This is a genomic window from Brachybacterium zhongshanense (assembly GCF_055385755.1).
Genome location: NZ_AP043790.1, coordinates 299,707 through 315,102 on the forward strand (window position 1 = coordinate 299,707; position 15,396 = coordinate 315,102).

At 70.4% G+C, this 15,396-nt stretch carries 14 protein-coding genes and 3 tRNA genes; 12 read left to right on the top strand and 5 right to left on the bottom strand.

Translation table 11 applies throughout. The features are described from left to right. Positions 1-93: 93 nt before the first annotated feature. Genes ACZ5AJ_RS01215 through mnhG form a run of 6 tightly spaced genes read left to right on the top strand, consistent with a single transcriptional unit; the run spans position 94 to position 6,985 of the window. The gene (locus tag ACZ5AJ_RS01215) at positions 94-3,018 is read left to right on the top strand and encodes a Na+/H+ antiporter subunit A (protein WP_464138666.1); all 2,925 of its coding nucleotides are present in this window, start codon (positions 94-96) and stop codon (positions 3,016-3,018) included. After that, positions 3,008-3,697: a Na(+)/H(+) antiporter subunit C gene (locus ACZ5AJ_RS01220; RefSeq protein ID WP_464136414.1), complete on the top strand. Its 690-nt coding sequence runs from the start codon at positions 3,008-3,010 to the stop codon at positions 3,695-3,697. Before ACZ5AJ_RS01215 ends, ACZ5AJ_RS01220 begins: the two co-directional genes overlap by 11 nt. Before the next feature lie 3 nt (positions 3,698-3,700). After that, positions 3,701-5,257 (top strand): Na+/H+ antiporter subunit D, encoded by a 1,557-nt coding sequence (locus ACZ5AJ_RS01225; RefSeq protein ID WP_464136416.1) that lies wholly within the window; start codon positions 3,701-3,703, stop codon positions 5,255-5,257. Continuing rightward, on the top strand, positions 5,254-5,796 hold the full coding sequence (locus ACZ5AJ_RS01230) for a Na+/H+ antiporter subunit E (protein WP_464136417.1): 543 nt from the start codon (positions 5,254-5,256) through the stop codon (positions 5,794-5,796). Before ACZ5AJ_RS01225 ends, ACZ5AJ_RS01230 begins: the two co-directional genes overlap by 4 nt. Next, on the top strand, positions 5,793-6,389 hold the full coding sequence (locus ACZ5AJ_RS01235; protein WP_464136422.1) for an MrpF/PhaF family protein: 597 nt from the start codon (positions 5,793-5,795) through the stop codon (positions 6,387-6,389). Before ACZ5AJ_RS01230 ends, ACZ5AJ_RS01235 begins: the two co-directional genes overlap by 4 nt. Further along, on the top strand, positions 6,386-6,985 hold the full coding sequence (gene mnhG, locus ACZ5AJ_RS01240) for a monovalent cation/H(+) antiporter subunit G (RefSeq protein WP_464136426.1): 600 nt from the start codon (positions 6,386-6,388) through the stop codon (positions 6,983-6,985). The genes ACZ5AJ_RS01235 and mnhG overlap by 4 nt, the downstream gene beginning before the upstream one ends. Positions 6,986-7,052: 67 nt before the next feature. Here mnhG and ACZ5AJ_RS01245 read toward each other — a convergent pair whose 3' ends face one another. Then, positions 7,053-8,744 (bottom strand): formate--tetrahydrofolate ligase, encoded by a 1,692-nt coding sequence (locus ACZ5AJ_RS01245; RefSeq protein ID WP_464136427.1) that lies wholly within the window; start codon positions 8,742-8,744, stop codon positions 7,053-7,055. A 155-nt stretch (positions 8,745-8,899) separates the two neighbouring features. On the opposite strand from ACZ5AJ_RS01245, the gene ACZ5AJ_RS01250 reads away from it, so the two are divergent. After that, complete coding sequence (locus ACZ5AJ_RS01250) at positions 8,900-9,643, top strand: YczE/YyaS/YitT family protein (protein WP_464136429.1); 744 nt, start codon at positions 8,900-8,902, stop codon at positions 9,641-9,643. An 84-nt stretch (positions 9,644-9,727) separates the two neighbouring features. On the opposite strand, the gene ACZ5AJ_RS01255 is transcribed toward ACZ5AJ_RS01250, so the two are convergent. Next, a tRNA-Phe gene (locus ACZ5AJ_RS01255) sits at positions 9,728-9,800 on the bottom strand. A gap of 237 nt (positions 9,801-10,037) precedes the next feature. Between ACZ5AJ_RS01255 and ACZ5AJ_RS01260 the strand changes: the two genes are divergently transcribed. Continuing rightward, positions 10,038-10,110 (top strand) — tRNA-Glu (locus ACZ5AJ_RS01260). Positions 10,111-10,437: 327 nt separating this feature from the next. Beyond that, positions 10,438-10,511: transfer RNA gene (locus ACZ5AJ_RS01265), tRNA-Asp, on the top strand. 412 nt (positions 10,512-10,923) lie between these two features. Here ACZ5AJ_RS01265 and ACZ5AJ_RS01270 read toward each other — a convergent pair. Beyond that, positions 10,924-11,292, bottom strand: coding sequence for a DoxX family protein (locus tag ACZ5AJ_RS01270; protein WP_464136430.1), 369 nt, complete (start codon positions 11,290-11,292; stop codon positions 10,924-10,926). 91 nt (positions 11,293-11,383) lie between these two features. On the opposite strand from ACZ5AJ_RS01270, the gene ACZ5AJ_RS01275 reads away from it, so the two are divergent. Then, positions 11,384-12,001 (top strand): MarR family winged helix-turn-helix transcriptional regulator, encoded by a 618-nt coding sequence (locus ACZ5AJ_RS01275; protein WP_464136432.1) that lies wholly within the window; start codon positions 11,384-11,386, stop codon positions 11,999-12,001. Between the two features lie 4 nt (positions 12,002-12,005). Further along, entirely contained in the window at positions 12,006-12,368 is a 363-nt protein-coding gene (locus ACZ5AJ_RS01280; RefSeq protein WP_464136433.1) for a metallopeptidase family protein, read from the top strand. 70 nt (positions 12,369-12,438) lie between these two features. On the opposite strand, the gene ACZ5AJ_RS01285 is transcribed toward ACZ5AJ_RS01280, so the two are convergent. After that, on the bottom strand, positions 12,439-13,131 hold the full coding sequence (locus tag ACZ5AJ_RS01285) for a response regulator (RefSeq protein WP_464136435.1): 693 nt from the start codon (positions 13,129-13,131) through the stop codon (positions 12,439-12,441). Beyond that, on the bottom strand, positions 13,113-14,384 hold the full coding sequence (locus ACZ5AJ_RS01290) for a sensor histidine kinase (protein ID WP_464136437.1): 1,272 nt from the start codon (positions 14,382-14,384) through the stop codon (positions 13,113-13,115). Before ACZ5AJ_RS01290 ends, ACZ5AJ_RS01285 begins: the two co-directional genes overlap by 19 nt. On the opposite strand from ACZ5AJ_RS01290, the gene ACZ5AJ_RS01295 reads away from it, so the two are divergent. After that, positions 14,383-15,387 (top strand): ABC transporter ATP-binding protein, encoded by a 1,005-nt coding sequence (locus ACZ5AJ_RS01295; protein ID WP_464136438.1) that lies wholly within the window; start codon positions 14,383-14,385, stop codon positions 15,385-15,387. The two genes, ACZ5AJ_RS01290 and ACZ5AJ_RS01295, sit on opposite strands and share 2 nt — an antisense overlap. Positions 15,388-15,396 lie beyond the last annotated feature (9 nt).

Below are 15,396 nucleotides of genomic sequence, written 5' to 3' on the forward strand. Positions count from 1 at the left end.
CACACTCTATTCAGCAGCGTGTCATCACCTGCGACGACCCGTAGAATGATCGCGGCCCCTTTCCCCGTGATGGACGGAGACCGCGTGTGCACCATGCTCCTCGCCCATCTCGTCGCGGCGCTCGTGGCACCGCTGCTGGTGAGGCGCATGGGGCGCAACGCGTTCTATGTCCTGGCCGCAGTGCCCGGGGCCTCCGCCGTGTGGCTGGGCCTGCAGGGGCCCCTCGGTCTGGCCGACGCACCCGTCGAGAAGGCGGTCCCCTGGATCCCCGAGTTCGGGATCGAGCTCGCGTTCCGCCTGGACACCCTGAGCTGGGTGATGGCCCTGATCGCGACGGGGATCGGCGCTCTCGTGCTGGCCTACTGCGCGCGCTACTTCAAGGACACGGAGCCGGGGCTCGGCCGTTTCGCGGGGGTCCTGACCGCCTTCGCCGGCGCCATGATCGGCCTGGTCCTCGCCGACGACGTGATGATGCTCTACACCTTCTGGGAGCTCACCACGGTCTTCTCCTACCTTCTGATCGGGCACTATCCGGAGAAGCAGTCCTCCCGTCGTGCAGCGATGAACGCGCTGATCTCGACCACCGCGGGCGGCCTCGCGATGCTCGTCGGACTGCTGATGCTCGCGCACTCGGCCGGGTCGATGCGGCTGTCGGAGATCGTGACCTCGCCGATCTGGGGCGAGGCCTCCCCGGTCACGATCACCGCGGCGCTGCTGGTGCTCGCGGGAGCGGTCTCGAAGTCCGCTCTCGTGCCCACGCACTTCTGGCTCCCGGGAGCGATGGCGGCGCCCACGCCGGTCTCCGCCTATCTGCACGCGGCCGCGATGGTGAAGGCGGGCGTCTACCTGATCCTCCGTCTGGGGCCGGGCATCGCGCATGTCGAGGCGCTCTCGATCGTGCTCGCGGTGCTGGGTGCGACCACCATGATCCTGGGCGGCTGGCGCGCACTGCGGCAGACGGACATCAAGCTCCTCCTGGCCTACGGCACCGTCTCCCAGCTGGGCTTCCTGAGCGCCGTCGCGGGTCTCGCCACGACCGATGCGATGCTGGCGGGTCTCGCGATGCTGATCGCGCACTCGCTGTTCAAGGCGCCGCTGTTCATGGTCGTCGGCATCATCGACAAGAAGTTCGGCACCCGTGACATGCGCGTCCTGTCCGGTGTCGGCCGGGCGGCGCCCGCGGTCGCGGTGATCGGCGTGGTCGCGGCCGCGTCGATGGCCGCGGTGCCGCCGCTGCTGGGATTCGTCGCCAAGGAGGCGATCTACTCGGCGCTCTGGTACGAGGGCGGCTGGCATCGGGGGCTGCTGATCGCTCTCATCGCCGGCTCCGTGCTGACCGTCGCCTACTCCTGGCGGTTCGTGCGCGGCTCCTTCGGCCGCGCCTCTGGCGCCCCGGAGGTCGATCGGCCGACGATCCCGGTGCTGTTCTGGGCGCCGCCCGCCGTGATCGCCGCGCTCTGCGTGCTCCTGCCCGCGGCCGCCGGTCCCCTGGAGGAGCTCCTGACGGGCTTCTCGGCGACCGTCCCGGACACCGGTGCGCATGCGCACCTCTCCGTCGTGCCGCATCTGGGGGTGCCGCTGCTGGCATCGGCCGTGACGCTCGCCGCCGGCGCTCTGCTGTGCGTCCTGGCCCGGCCCTTCTCGCGGCTGCAGCGGGCGGTGTCGCCGCAGACCTGGTCGGGCCGGCGCGGCCAGGAGTGGTGGGACGCCGAGCGCACCTTCCGCCGCCTGATGCGCGGGATCGACATGACCGCCGTGGCGGTCACGCCGCTCTTCCAGCGCGGTTCGCTGCCGTACACCCTGGGCACGATGCTCGTGGTGCTCATGGGTCTGACGATCCCCGTCGCCCTGACCATGGCGCCGATCCCCGACAACCTGGTGCTCTTCCATCAGCCCGTCGAGCTGCTGATCCTGCCGGTCGCGGCGCTCGCGGCGATCGGCGCGGCCCGGTCCCGGCGGCGCCTGCGGGCGGTGTTCCTGATCAGCGTGACCGGCTACGCGGTGGCCATGCTGTTCCTGTTCGCGGGCGCTCCGGACGTCGCCACCACGCAGGTGCTCGTGGAGACCGCGATGACGGTGGTGCTGGTGCTCGTGCTCCGTCGGCTCCCCATCCACTTCTCCCGGCGGCCGCTGCGGATCGGGGCGCTCGTGCGGTGGGGGATCGCGATCGGCACCGCGGTCACCCTGTGCGGCGCGGCCCTGTTCGCGGCCGACGCCCGCACCCAGGACCCGCTCGGACCGAGCCTGATCGAGGCCGCCTACGAGATCGGCGGCGGCCACAATGTGGTCAACGTCGCGCTCGTCGACGCCCGCGTCTGGGACACGATGGGCGAGATCTCGGTGCTGCTGGTGGTCGCCACCGGCGTCGCCTCGCTGATCTTCGTCACCCGTCGCGAGCAGGGCATCTCCCGAGTGCGCGATCTCGACCACGGCACCTCCATCTGGCGCCGCCGCAGCGCCGACGACCTCCCGCGCAACGTGCTGAACTTCGACGTCCGCGATGACGACGTGCAGGGCGGCAACCGCTGGCGGACCTGGCTGTCGGCCGGGCTGACGCTCGCGCCCGAGCGCCGCATGGTGATCCTCGAGGTTCTCACCCGCATCGCCTTCCCCGTGATGATGATGTTCTCGGTGTATCTGCTGATGGCAGGTCACAACCTGCCCGGCGGCGGATTCACCGGCGGACTCGTCGCCGGCCTCGCCCTGGCCCTGCGCTACCTCGCGGGCGGCCGGTACGAGCTGACGGAGGCGGCGCCGGTGCAGGCGGGCCTCGTGCTCGGCTCGGGACTGTTCATCGCCGTCGGCGCGGGGGTGCTGCCGCTCCTGTTCGGGGGCACCGTCTTCTCCACTGTCACCCCGGTGCTGCACGTCCCGCTGCTGGGCGAGGTCCACATCCCCAGCGCCATGCTGTTCGACACCGGCGTGTACCTCGTGGTCGTCGGGCTGGTGCTGGATCTGCTGCGCACCCTCGGCGCCCAGATCGACCAGCAGCAGGAGGCGGAGTCCGATGTCCGTTAGCCTCACCCTCCTGCTGACCGCGGGGATCCTCATCGCCTGCGGCGTCTACCTCGTGCTCGAGCGCACCCTGACCCGCGTGGTGCTGGGCTTCGTGCTGCTGGGCAACGGCGTGAACCTGCTGTTCATCGTCGCGGCGGGGGAGCCCGGGATCCCTCCGTTCGAGGGCACCGGCGATCCCTCCGAGATGACGGACCCGCTGCCCTTCGCGATGGTGCTCACCGCGATCGTGATCTCCCTGGGCGTGACCGCCTTCGGCATGGCCCTGGCCTATCGCGCCTGGCAGATGTTCGGTCACGACGAGGTGCCCGACGACGTCGAGGACCGCCGCGTGCTCCGCCGCTCCCGCCGTCGGGCAGGGGACGACGCCGAACAGGTGCCCTGGTCCCAGGCGCTGTCGGAGGAGTCCCGCCGCGGTGCGCTGATGAGATCCCAGGGCTTCGCCGCCCATGAGGAGGATCCGCTCGGAGCCGACCTCTCCGGCGCCGAGGACGTCCCGCAGGATCCCACGGAGGCCGACGAGGGAGAGGCGGGTCTGCCGGCCGGCACCTGGTGGTCGCAGGGTCAGAGCGGCGACGCGTCCTCCGTCGCGGATGCCCCTGGAACCGGCCCCGCGACCGACACGGACCACGCCCACGCGCAGGAGCGCACCGACGACGTCGACGACCGGAAGGGGGACTGAGAGATGGAGCTCCTCCTCGCCCTCCCGGTCATGCTCCCCCTGGGAGGGGCGGCCGCCGCGCTGCTGCTGCGCAACCATCCGCGCGTCCAGCTGTGGCTGACGATCCTGACGCTGGTCGCGATCCTCTCCGTCGCCGTCGTCCTGGGCCTGCGCGTCCCCGATGCCGGGGTGCTGGTGCTGCAGATCGGCAACTGGACCCCGCAGCTGGGCATCGTGCTGGTCGCGGACCGTCTGACGGCGCTGATGCTGGTGGTCTCGAGCGCGGTGACGCTCGCGGTGCTGGTGTACTCGAGCGCTCAGACCGTCAGCGAGCACACCGAGCGCACACCGGTGGCGATCTACCACCCGACCTATCTGGCGCTGGTCGCGGGCGTGTCCATGGCGTTCCTCGCCGGCGATCTGTTCAACCTGTACGTCGGCTTCGAGGTGCTGCTCGCGGCGAGCTACGTGCTGCTGACCCTGGGCGGGTCCGCCAGCCGCGTCCGCGCGGCGACGACCTACGTGATCGTCTCGCTGCTGTCCTCGGTGATCTTCCTGGCGGGCATCGCCGCGGCGTACAGCGCCGCCGGGACCGTGAACATGGCCGAGCTCGCAGTGCGGCTGGACGGCGTGCACGAGGGGACGCGCATGCTCATCGAGCTGCTGCTGCTGGTCGCCTTCGCGATCAAGGCGGCGATCTTCCCGCTGAGCGCCTGGCTTCCGGACTCCTACCCGACGGCTCCCGCCCCCGTCACGGCGGTGTTCGCGGGCCTGCTGACGAAGGTGGGCATCTATGCGATCCTGCGCCTGGAGACGCTGCTGTTCCCCGCCTCGCAGCTGAACGTGCTGCTGCTCGCGGCCGCAGCGCTGAGCCTGATCATCGGCATCTTCGGAGCGGTCGCGCAGACCGACCTCAAGCGCGTGCTCTCCTTCACGCTGGTCTCGCACATGGGGTTCATGCTCTTCGGCATCGGCATGAGCACCCGCATCGGCATGGCCGCGACGATCTACTACGTCGCCCATCACATCACCGTGCAGTCCACGCTGTTCCTCGCGGCGGGCCTGATCGAGCATCGCGGGGGATCGACGAACCTCGCGCGGCTCGGGGGCCTCGCGAAGGTCGCGCCCGTGGTCGCGGTCCTGTTCTTCATCCCGGCGATGAACCTCTCGGGCATCCCGCCGTTCTCGGGCTTCATCGGCAAGGTCGGGCTGATCGAGGCCGGCATCGCCTACGACGACGTCTGGGGCTGGATCCTCATCGCGATCAGCGTCATCACGAGCCTGCTCACGCTGTATGCGATCGCCAAGATCTGGAACCGGGCGTTCTGGCAGGCGCCCTCGGAGGACGTCCTCGCCAACGAGCGTCCGATCCCGCGCGTCATGACGGGTGCGACGGCCGCCCTGGTGGGCTTCTCGATCATGCTGACCCTCGCCGCCGGCCCGCTCGTGCGGTACGCCGACGAGGCGGCGCGCACCGTGCTCGAGCGCACCCCCTATGTCGAGGCCGTGCTCGGTCCCGATGCGGCCGACCAGCTCGTGTACCGCATCGACGACGAGGGGGAGAAGGTGGTCGACCCGTGAGGCTCCGACGCAGGATCGCCGAGATCCGCCGCAGCTGGGTATGGCTGCTGGGCTCCGTCGCCTTCTGGTGCCTGCTGTGGGGCGGGGTCGACCTGAAGAACGTGCTGGGTGGGCTGGCCGTCACCGTGCTGGTGTTCATCCTGTTCCCGATGCCCCCCATGGGGCATGAGCTGACCGTCAGGCCGGTCAGGTTCGTGCTGTTCGTCCTGCGCTTCGTGTACGACCTCGCCGAGTCGGCCCTGCAGGTGGGCTGGTATGCGATCCGTCCCGGCCCGCAGCCGCCGAGCTCGGTGGTGGCCGTGCAGATGGCTTCCCGCTCGGACTTCTTCCTGACCTTCACCGGCGTGCTGGCCACCCTGATCCCCGGGTCGGTCGTGGTCGAGGCGCAGCGTGCCACCGGGACCCTGTTCCTGCACGTCATCGGGGCGGGCACCGAGGAGGAGGTCGAGCAGGCCAAGCAGCGGGTGCGCGACCAGGAGAAGCGCCTGCTGCTGGCGGTCGGCCGACGCGAGGTGCTCGAGGAGGCGGGACTGCGATGACTCCCTTCGAGATCGTGCTGCTCGTCTACGGCGTGGTGCTGTCGGTGACGGCTCTGAGCGTCGTGTTCCGGATGATCGTCGGCCCGACCATCCTGGACCGGGCCATCTCCACCGACATGCTGGTGGTGCTCGTGGTCATCGGCATGGCCCTGTACACGGCGACTGCGAAGGCCGCCTGGGCTGGGCCGTCGATGCTCGGCCTGACCGGACTGGCGTTCATCGGCACGGTCGCCTTCGCCCGCTTCGTCGCCCGTGAGGACACCCTCGGCGCCAAGACCGCGCGGCGCAGCGGGGAGGCGACCGAGACCGGCGCCTTCGTCGCCATCGATCCGGATCGCTACGACCACTCCGCCGGACCGGAGGAGCGCGACACGGCCAACGTGTGGAGCCTCGACCACGAGGACGACCAGATCCCGCTGAACGAGGAGGAGGCCTTCCTCGACGGCGGCTCGGCGACCGACGGACCCGATGACGAGTCCGGGTTCGGCGCGGTGGACGAGACCGGGTTCGGGGCCGACGGCGGCTCCGCCGCCGGAGCGGACGACGACTCTGCGCCCGGAGCAGGTCGCAGCGGACAGGAGGGCGGGAGATGAGCGCCGTCGAGATCGTCGCGACCGTCCTGATCGGGGCCGGACTCGCCCTCGCCGTCCTCGCGGCGATCGGGCTGAACCGCTTCGACAACGTGCTCATGCGCATGCACGCGACCTCGAAGCCCCAGACCCTGGGCCTGCTGCTGGTCTTCGCCGGCGTCTCCCTGGCCGTGGGCTCGTGGTCCCTCGCGGGGCTGCTGCTGGTCGTCCTGCTCGCGCAGATGCTGACCGTCCCCGTCGCCAGCACGATGGTGGGTCGAGCGTCCTTCCGGCGCGGCTTCGTCCGGGGAGGCGAGTACGCGATCGACGAGCTCAGTCCCCGCATGGCGGAGAGCGGGGACGAGGACGACGACGAGGACGGCTTCATCGACGAGAGCGACGAGGAGTTCGAGGGCCTCTCGCATCACGACGAGAACCGGTTCCCCGAGAACGTCGTCTCGACCGATGACACCGCCGACGCGGTCACGGACCGCAACTGGGATGAGCCCGAGGCGGGCACCGAGGACCTCGAGGGGGATGCGGAGTCCCTCGACGTCGATCTCGAGGACGAGACCGAGCTCGAGGCCGAGGAGGTCGCCGAGCGCGATCCGCGGCACTGACCCGATCCGCGGTGCTGACCCGATCCCCGGTGCTGACGCTGTCTGCAGACGCGCCGTCGGCGGCGTCTCAGAAGAGACCGACGGGCTCGCCGTCCTGATCGAGACCCATGCGCAGTGCCGCGGGCTCCTGCGGCAGGCCCGGCATCGTCATGATGTCACCGGTGAGGGCGACGACGAAGCCGGCTCCGATCCGCGGCACGAGGTCGCGCACGTGGAGGGTGTGCCCGGTGGGGGCGCCCAGCAGGGTCGGGTCGTCGGAGAAGGAATACGGGGTCTTCGCGACGCAGACGGGCAGGGTGTCCCAGCCGTTGCGCTGCAGCATCCGCAGCTGCGTCGGAGCCTTCTCCACGAGAGCGATGTCGTCGGCCCCGTAGATCTCGCGCGCGATGGTGCGCAGGGATGCCTCGGTGCCGTCGGCCGGGTCGTACAGCGGCCGGAAGCCGGATACGGCTTCCGCGGATCCGCTCGCGGCGCCGATCACCTCGAGCACCTGGTCTGCCAGCTCGAGACCGCCGTCACCGCCCTGCGCCCAGACATCGGAGAGCGCAGCTCGATGCCCGTTCTCCCGCGCCCATTCCAGCAGGGCGTCGACCTCGGCGTCGGTGTCGGAGGGGAAGCGGTTCAGGGCGATCACCGGCTCGAGGCCGAACCGCCGGAGGTTCGCGACGTGACGGGCGAGGTTCGCCGTGCCCGCGAGCATCGCCTCGACGTCCTCGTCCTCGACGTCGGCGAGGGCGACGCCGCCATGGAGCTTGAGGGCCCGCACGGTCGCGACCACGACCGCCGCGTCCGGACGCAGTCCGCCGAGCCGAGCCTTGATGTCCAGGAACTTCTCGGCGCCGAGGTCGGATCCGAAGCCGGCCTCGGTCACGGTGATGTCGGCCAGCGACAGGGCGAGGCGGGTCGCCGCCAAGGAGTTGCAGCCGTGGGCGATGTTCGCGAAGGGGCCACCGTGGACGAGCGCCGGGGTCCCGCCGAGGGTCTGCACGAGGTTCGGACGGATCGCGTCCTTCAGCAGCATGGTGATCGCACCCTGCACGCCGAGATCGCGCACCGTCACGGGCTCGCGGTCGCGGCTGAAGGCGAGCACGATGTCTCCGATGCGCCGCTCGAGGTCGGAGATATCCGAGGCCAGGCACAGGATCGCCATGATCTCGGAGGCGACGACGATGTCGAAGCCGTCCTCGCGGGGCACGCCCTGCGTCGGACCCCCGAGGCCGACGACGATCGAGCGCAGAGCCCGATCGTTGACATCCAGCACCCGCTTCCACTGGATCCGCCGCGGGTCGATGTCCAGGGCGTTGCCCCGCTGGAGATGGTTGTCGAGCAGCGCCGCGAGTGTGTTGTTGGCGATCTGGATGGCATGGAAATCGCCCGTGAAGTGCAGGTTGATGTCCTCCATCGGGACCACCTGGGCGTGCCCGCCGCCGGTCGCGCCGCCCTTGATGCCCATCACCGGCCCCATCGCCGGCTCGCGCAGCGCGACGATCGTGCGACGACCCCGGAGGGTGAGCGCGTCGGCGAGGCCGACGGTCATGGTGGACTTCCCCTCGCCTGCGGGGGTCGGTGACATCGCCGAGACCAGGACCAGGCGTCCGTCGGGCCCAGGTGACGGCATCTCGCGAACATCGACCTTGGCGATGTGCCGCCCATAGGGGATGAGGGCCGACTCAGGGATGCCGGCGCGCTCCGCGATCTGGGTGATCGGGCGCAGCGTCGCCGCCTGGGCGATGGCCAGATCGGGGTTGTCCAGGGACATCGTCGTCCTCCACTCCTGCGTCCGGTCGGTCCGGGGCACCACTCTACGGAGCCGAGCAGGCGTCGCCCCGGGACTCGTGGAGTCTCGCCCGGACGGGTCCCCTGCGAACCGATCACCTGGGGGGGCTGGTGCTCCGCACCGCTAGGGTCGTGCCCATGAGCGATGCGCCCACTCCCGCTTCGTCCTCAGAAGAGACCACGACCTGGACCCGGGCGACCCGCAGGGACCACCTGCTGCGCGCGCTCTACGCGCTCGGCGGGGTCGCGCTCATCGGACTGGGGGCCGCGGTCCTCAAGGTCGGCGGCATCGGGGTCGACCCCTACACCGCCATGAACTCCGGGATCGCCGACAAGATCGGGTGGTCGCTCGGCACCTATCAGCTGCTGAGCAACCTGGTGCTGTTCATCCCCGTCCTGATCTGGGGGCGCAAGTACATCGGGGTCGGCACCGTCATCAACATGGTGATGTGCGGGTTCTTCATCGACATGTTCTCCACCGTGCTCGAGCCCATCATCCCCGACGCCCCGTCGGCGGCGATGCTCATGCTCCTGTTCGCGATCGGGATCATCATCTTCGACTTCGGGGCCAGCGCGTACATGACTGCAGGAGTCGGCACGGCCCCGTACGACGCCCTCGCTCCGCTGATCGTGGACCGCACGGGCTGGAAGTACCAGCGGGTCAGGGTGCCGCAGGATCTGATCGTCCTCATCGGCGCCGTCATCGTGCAGGGTCCCGTGGGGCTCGCGACCGTCATGACGGCGTTCTTCAACGGGTCGCTCATCCAGTTCTTCACCCAGCATGTGAACGAGAAGCTCGTCAGGCGTCTGACCGCCGGCCGACCGGCGGTGCGCCGGCATCATCAGGCAGGTCTCCCGGCAGACCCCACGGACCTGCTCTGACGGCCCCGCGGCACCCTCGCGGCCGCACGGAGGTTCGGACTGCTGGAAGCAAGAAACCCCTGCCGAAGCAGGGGTCTCGCTGGGTGGCTCCGACCGGCGTCGATCCGGTGACCTTTCGATTTTCAGTCGAACGCTCTACCAACTGAGCTACAGAGCCGCGATCACCTGTCGGTGACCGGGGTCAAGACTAGCAGGAGCTTCGAGGCGGAGCGAACCGGATCGGTGCGATGAGAGGCAGGCCACGCGCGGGGTCGCGAGGATGGCGAGGCGGGCCGCTCCATGGAGGTGCCGGTGGGCGATGACGGCCATGTCGAGTGCGCCGCATCCGAATGCGGACGCGTCGCGAGGCGGGGGTGCGGTTGGGTATGCTCGCAGGCGGGCAGTCCGCTGCTCGGCCCCCATCGTCTAGTGGCCTAGGACGCCGGCCTTTCACGCCGGTAACACGGGTTCGAACCCCGTTGGGGGTACGGAGTGCTCATCCTGGCGATGAGCCGCGACCGACGTGGCCGCGTTCCGACCCGTCCTCTCTGAGGTGAGTCGGAACGTGGCCATCGTGCATTCCGGGGGCGTCGGGCCCTCTCCTGGGGTCCGGCTCGCTCGTCCTGGGGTCCGGCTTTCTCGGGGACCGGCGCTCCGTGGGACGCCCGGCTCCAACTCGGCGTCGACGACCCCTTCTGGGGCTCAGAATCGCTCGGACCAGCAGTGCGAGGCGGCTCACACGGAAAGTGGTCGGGACCCGGGAGAACGTCCGGTAGAGTTATCCATGTCGCGAGGGAGACCGAGCGGCAAAGCAAGGCCCTGTAGCTCAGTTGGTTAGAGTGCCGCCCTGTCACGGCGGAGGTCGCCGGTTCAAGCCCGGTCAGGGTCGCCCCGCAGACGAAGCCCCCGACGCGAAAGCGTCGGGGGCTTCGTCGTTCCCGCAGGGCTTCGTCGTTCCCGCAGGGCTTCGTTGCGGAGCAGTGTCCGTCTACCGCCGTTCAAACGGCGTTCAAGTGGCGGTAGACGGACACTGCTCGACGGACACTGCTCGCTGGTGAGGCTCCGCGGTCCCGTCGGCCGAGATGCTGGCACTGGCACTGGCACTGGCACTGGCACTGGCACTGGCACTGGCACTGGCACTGGCACCGGCACCGGCACCGGCACCGGCACCGGCACTGGCTCCGTACTCGAACCGGGACCCAGCCTCGCGCCTCGCCCCGGGATCAACGCCTGGGCCCCGGGCGGTCAACCGTCCGGGGCCCAGGCTTTGGTGGGATCGGCTCAGACTGAGCGGGATCGGCTCAGAAGGGGAGGATCCCGAAGCGGCCGACGACGATGATCAGCGCGAGGACCCCCAGCACCAGGGCGGAGGAGAAGTTCTCCTTGCGCCGGACGTGGGTCGCGACAGCTCCGATCATCAGCACGAGCAGCCCGGCGGCCGCCGTGGGCACCAGCCAGCCGAGGCCCGGGATGAGGCCGGGGACGATCAGGCCGATGCCGCCGAGGACCTCGAGGACGCCGATCGCCGTGATCTGCCAGCCCTGGAAGTCCTCGACATACCCCATGCCCTTCTCGGCGAGCTTCTCCTTCGGTGAGGTCGCCTTCATGCCGCCGGCGGCGATGAATGCGACGGCGAGCAGGCCCGCGATGATCCACAGTGCGATCCCCATGGGATCCTCCTTCGAACAGGAAGGTACTTGACGCTTCAAGAAGCTACGAATTCGTAGTTGAAGTGTCAAGTAGGGAGGGTAGGGTGGAGCTATGAGGTCACAGCACAGTGATGAGCTCGAGCGACCGGAGCCGACGGAGCGACCGGAGCTGTGGGAGTCGCCAGAGTCGATGGGGTCGATGGAGCAGTCGGAGCCCGAGGCCCCGGAGCCCGAGGCGAGCGAGCCACGATGGCTCACCGTCGAGGAGCGGTCGGCCTGGAGGGCGGTTGCCGCTCTGATCACACTCCTGCCCGGGGAGCTCGATGCGCGTCTGCGCGCACGGTCCGACCTGACCTTCTTCGAGTACATGGTGATGTCGGTGCTGTCAGAGCGACCGGACCGCTCCATGCGGATGAGCGACCTGGCACGGCTGGCCTCCTCGTCGCTCTCGCGGCTCTCGCATGCGGCCTCCCGCCTCGAGAAGCAGGGATTCCTCGAGAGGAGCCGACTGCCCGGGGCTGGGCGGCGCACGATGGCGACTCTGACGGACGCGGGGATGGACAAGGTGGTCGAGGCGGCACCCGGCCATGCCGCGGACGTGCGCGAGCTGCTGATCGACGTCGTCGAGCCGGAGCACCTTCCGATGCTCAGGGCCGTGGGTGAGTCCGTCGTCGGCCGGATCGATCCGGATCTGGGCTGCCCGTCGGCCCAGGAGGGCGTGGTTCGATGAGGCCATGATCCGCATCAGCCGCGAGGACTTCGAGGAGGCCGTCGACGACGCCCTGGACTCCCTGCCCGACGAGATCGCTGAGCTGATCGCCCGCTCGAACGTCGCGATCCTCATCGAGGAGGAGCCCGAGGAGCATCAGGCGGGCCACGAGCTGCTGGGGCTGTACGTCGGGATCCCGCTGGACAGGCGCAGCGTCTTCACCGGCTATGCGGAGCCCGACCGGATCTTCATCTATCGCGGGCCGCTGCAGCGCGTCAGCCGCAGCCGGGAGCATCTGGTCGAGCAGATCGCCGTGACCGTGAAGCACGAGCTCGGGCATCTCTTCGGTCTCAGCGACGCCCGCCTGCACGAGCTCGGCTGGGGCTGAGGGACCGGCTGGGACGGGACCGGCAAGAACGGACCAGCCGGGGCGGGACCGGCGGGCCCCGGGCGACCGCTCACTCGCCGTCGACGAGCCCCGCGTCCAGATCGGAGAGCCCTGCCTCGTGGGCGATGATCGCGATCTGCACGCGGTTGGTGCAGTCGAGCTTCGCGAAGATCTTCGAGACGTGCGCCTTCACGGTAGCCTCGCTCATGAACAGGCGCATGCCGATCTGCGCGTTCGACAGTCCCGCGCCCACCGCGCCCAGCACCTCGGTCTCCCGTTCGGTGAGCTGGTCGAGGCCCGGATGGCGATCGTGGCGGGACCCGGGGTTGGCGTCGGAGAAGTGCGTGAGCATGCGCCGGGTGACGGTGGGGGAGAGCATCGCGTCCCCTCCCGCGACGACGTGGACGGCACGGGCGAGCTCCTGCGGCGGGGTGTCCTTGAGCAGGAACCCGCTGGCTCCTGCCTCGAGGGCCTGGAACACGTACTCGTCCATGTCGAACGTCGTGAGCATGATGATCTTGGGCGCCTCGGGCAGCGCCGAGACCGCACGGGTCGCAGCGATCCCGTCCATCTGCGGCATGCGCACGTCCATCAGCAGCACGTCGGGCCGGTGACGGTGCACGAGCGGCACCGCCTCGCTGCCGTCGCGGCCCTCCCCGACGACCTCTATGCCCGGGTCGGCGCCCAGGATCATGGACAGTCCCGCACGGACCAGGGAGTCGTCGTCGATCAGTCCCACCCGCGTCAGCTCGACGTCGGCCACGGGATCACCGCCTTCACCTCGAAGCGTCCATCGTCGGTGGGGCCCGACGAGATGGTCCCCCCAGCATGCAGCACGCGGGTCTCGATGCCCGACAGGCCCATGCGGGCGCCCGGCAGATCCGTCGTGAAGCCCTTGGGCAGGACGTTGCTGACCTCGATCACGAGGTCGGTTCCGGGTTCGCCGATGAGGGCGACCCGGGCCCGGGTGTGCCGGGCATGCTTGTGGATGTTCGTCAGCCCCTCCTGGACCACCCGGTAGGCGGTGCGGGCGAGGGCGTCGGGCACGGGGTCGTCGATGAAGTCGAACAGCTCCACGCCGATCCCCGCGTCCTTCGAGCTGGTCACGAGCGAGCGCACGTCGTCCCAGGTGGGCTGGGGCGCGAGGGGTGCGGCCTCGTCGTCGCCGCGGAGGACCCCGAGCACCTCGCGCAGCTCCGAGAGGGCGGTCGTCGCGGTCTGCCGGATCAGCGCCGCGGACTGCTGCACCTGCTCGCGCTCGAGCGAAGGGTTCACCTCGAGGGCACCGGCCTGCAGCGCCACCAGGGAGATCTTGTGGGCGACGATGTCGTGCATCTCGCGGGCGATGCGTGTGCGCTCGGCGCGCCGGGCCTGCTCCTCGGCGACGGCGCGGCCGGACTCGGCCTGCTCCGCGCGCTGCTGGAGCTCCGCCAGCAGAAGGCGCCTGGTCGAGGAGTACATGCCGGTGGCGACGGCCGCGGCGACCAGCAGCACCGTCACGATCAGACCGGTCACCGACAGCTCGGGCTGCGCGGCCAGCAGCAGCGGGGTCACTCCGGCGACGACGGCGAGAGCGGCGACCAGCAGTGTGCGGCCGCGGGACGCCGAGCGCGTGGCGAAGCAGTAGGTGCCGATGACCAGCACCGTCAGGGAGCCGGCGGCGGCATCGAGCGCGAGCACGAGCGGCAGCAGCCAGGGCCAGTACCGGAAGCGCAGCAGGAGCGCGCCGCCGAGCACCGCGATCAGCAGGGCGCGCAGGAGATCCAGGGTGCCGGTGGTGAGGACGGCGACGGCGATCGCCTCGGCTGCGACGAGCGCGACGATCAGCGCCTCCTGCCAGGTCCGACGGACCGGCTGCCCCAGGTTCTCCACGGTCATCAGACTATCGGCCGACGGCGGCGGCCCGCCCCCGCCGCAGGGTGCGGTCGAGGGGGCACGGGAGCCGACGATCGTCGGAGCCGGAGCGACCCCGCGGCCGATGCCACGAGCAGAGGAGGGCGCGGAAGGTGGAGCCATGGACCCCACGACCCCTCCTGCCACGACCACCCCCGCCGCCCCTCCTGCCGCGACCAGCACCGCCGCCCCTCCTGCGGCGACCAGTCGTGCGACGACCCCGTTCGCCCTCGAGGTGCGCGGACTGACCAAGCGCTACGGCGGACGTGCCGCCGTCGAGGGCCTGTCCTTCGCCTGCGCCCCGGGCAGCGTCACCGGCTTCCTCGGACCCAACGGCGCCGGGAAGTCCACGACACTGCGCCTACTCACCGGACTCGCCCGGGCCGATGCCGGGGAAGCCCTCGTCGGAGGAGTGCCCTACACCTCCCTCGATGCGCCCGCGCGCCGGATCGGCGTCATGCTCGACGCGACGGCCCTCGCCAAGGGGCGCACGGGCCTGGAGACGCTGCGCCTGACGGCACGCACGATCGGGATGCCGGCCGGTCGGGCCGACGAGATCCTGGAGACCGTCGGGCTGGCCGATGCGGCCCGCAAGCGCGTCGGCGGGTACTCCTACGGGATGCGCCAGCGCCTGGGCATCGGCGTCGCGATGATGGGGGATCCCGAGGTGCTCGTCCTCGATGAGCCCGCCAACGGCCTGGACCCCGAGGGCATCCGCTGGATGCGCATGCTGCTGCGGGACTTCGCCGCCGCCGGCGGCACGGTGCTGCTCTCGAGCCATCAGCTGCGGGAGGTGCAGGCGACCGTCGACCGCGCGGTCGTGATCGCGGGAGGCCGGCTCGTCCACGAGGGGACGCTCGAGGAGCTCTCCGGCGGCGACGGCGGCACCCTCGTCGGCGCCCTCGAGCCGGCCGCCCTGCTGCGCGTCCTGGAGCGGCACGGGATCGCCCACGAGACCCGTGAGGGCGGACTCGTCGAGGTGGGTCTCGCGCCGGAGGACATGGGACGGCTGGCCCTGCGGGAGCAGATCGTGCTGACCTCCCTCCGCATCTCCGACCGCGGCGGGCTCGAAGAGGTCTTCTTCGCCCTCACCGATGCCGCTCCGTCCCCGAACGTCCCCGCCTGAGGAGAGACC

Excerpts from the sequence above, each read along its gene's own strand:
- ACZ5AJ_RS01215 (WP_464138666.1), top strand. The coding sequence starts at position 94 with ATGCTCCTCGCCCATCTCGTCGCGGCGCTCGTGGCACCGCTGCTGGTG.
- ACZ5AJ_RS01220 (WP_464136414.1), top strand. The coding sequence starts at position 3,008 with ATGTCCGTTAGCCTCACCCTCCTGCTGACCGCGGGGATCCTCATCGCC.
- ACZ5AJ_RS01225 (WP_464136416.1), top strand. The coding sequence starts at position 3,701 with ATGGAGCTCCTCCTCGCCCTCCCGGTCATGCTCCCCCTGGGAGGGGCG.
- ACZ5AJ_RS01235 (WP_464136422.1), top strand. The coding sequence starts at position 5,793 with ATGACTCCCTTCGAGATCGTGCTGCTCGTCTACGGCGTGGTGCTGTCG.
- mnhG (WP_464136426.1), top strand. The coding sequence starts at position 6,386 with ATGAGCGCCGTCGAGATCGTCGCGACCGTCCTGATCGGGGCCGGACTC.
- ACZ5AJ_RS01245 (WP_464136427.1), bottom strand. The coding sequence starts at position 8,744 with ATGTCCCTGGACAACCCCGATCTGGCCATCGCCCAGGCGGCGACGCTG.
- ACZ5AJ_RS01250 (WP_464136429.1), top strand. The coding sequence starts at position 8,900 with ATGAGCGATGCGCCCACTCCCGCTTCGTCCTCAGAAGAGACCACGACC.
- ACZ5AJ_RS01270 (WP_464136430.1), bottom strand. The coding sequence starts at position 11,292 with ATGGGGATCGCACTGTGGATCATCGCGGGCCTGCTCGCCGTCGCATTC.
- ACZ5AJ_RS01275 (WP_464136432.1), top strand. The coding sequence starts at position 11,384 with ATGAGGTCACAGCACAGTGATGAGCTCGAGCGACCGGAGCCGACGGAG.
- ACZ5AJ_RS01280 (WP_464136433.1), top strand. The coding sequence starts at position 12,006 with ATGATCCGCATCAGCCGCGAGGACTTCGAGGAGGCCGTCGACGACGCC.
- ACZ5AJ_RS01295 (WP_464136438.1), top strand. The coding sequence starts at position 14,383 with ATGGACCCCACGACCCCTCCTGCCACGACCACCCCCGCCGCCCCTCCT.
- ACZ5AJ_RS01290 (WP_464136437.1), bottom strand. The coding sequence starts at position 14,384 with ATGGCTCCACCTTCCGCGCCCTCCTCTGCTCGTGGCATCGGCCGCGGG.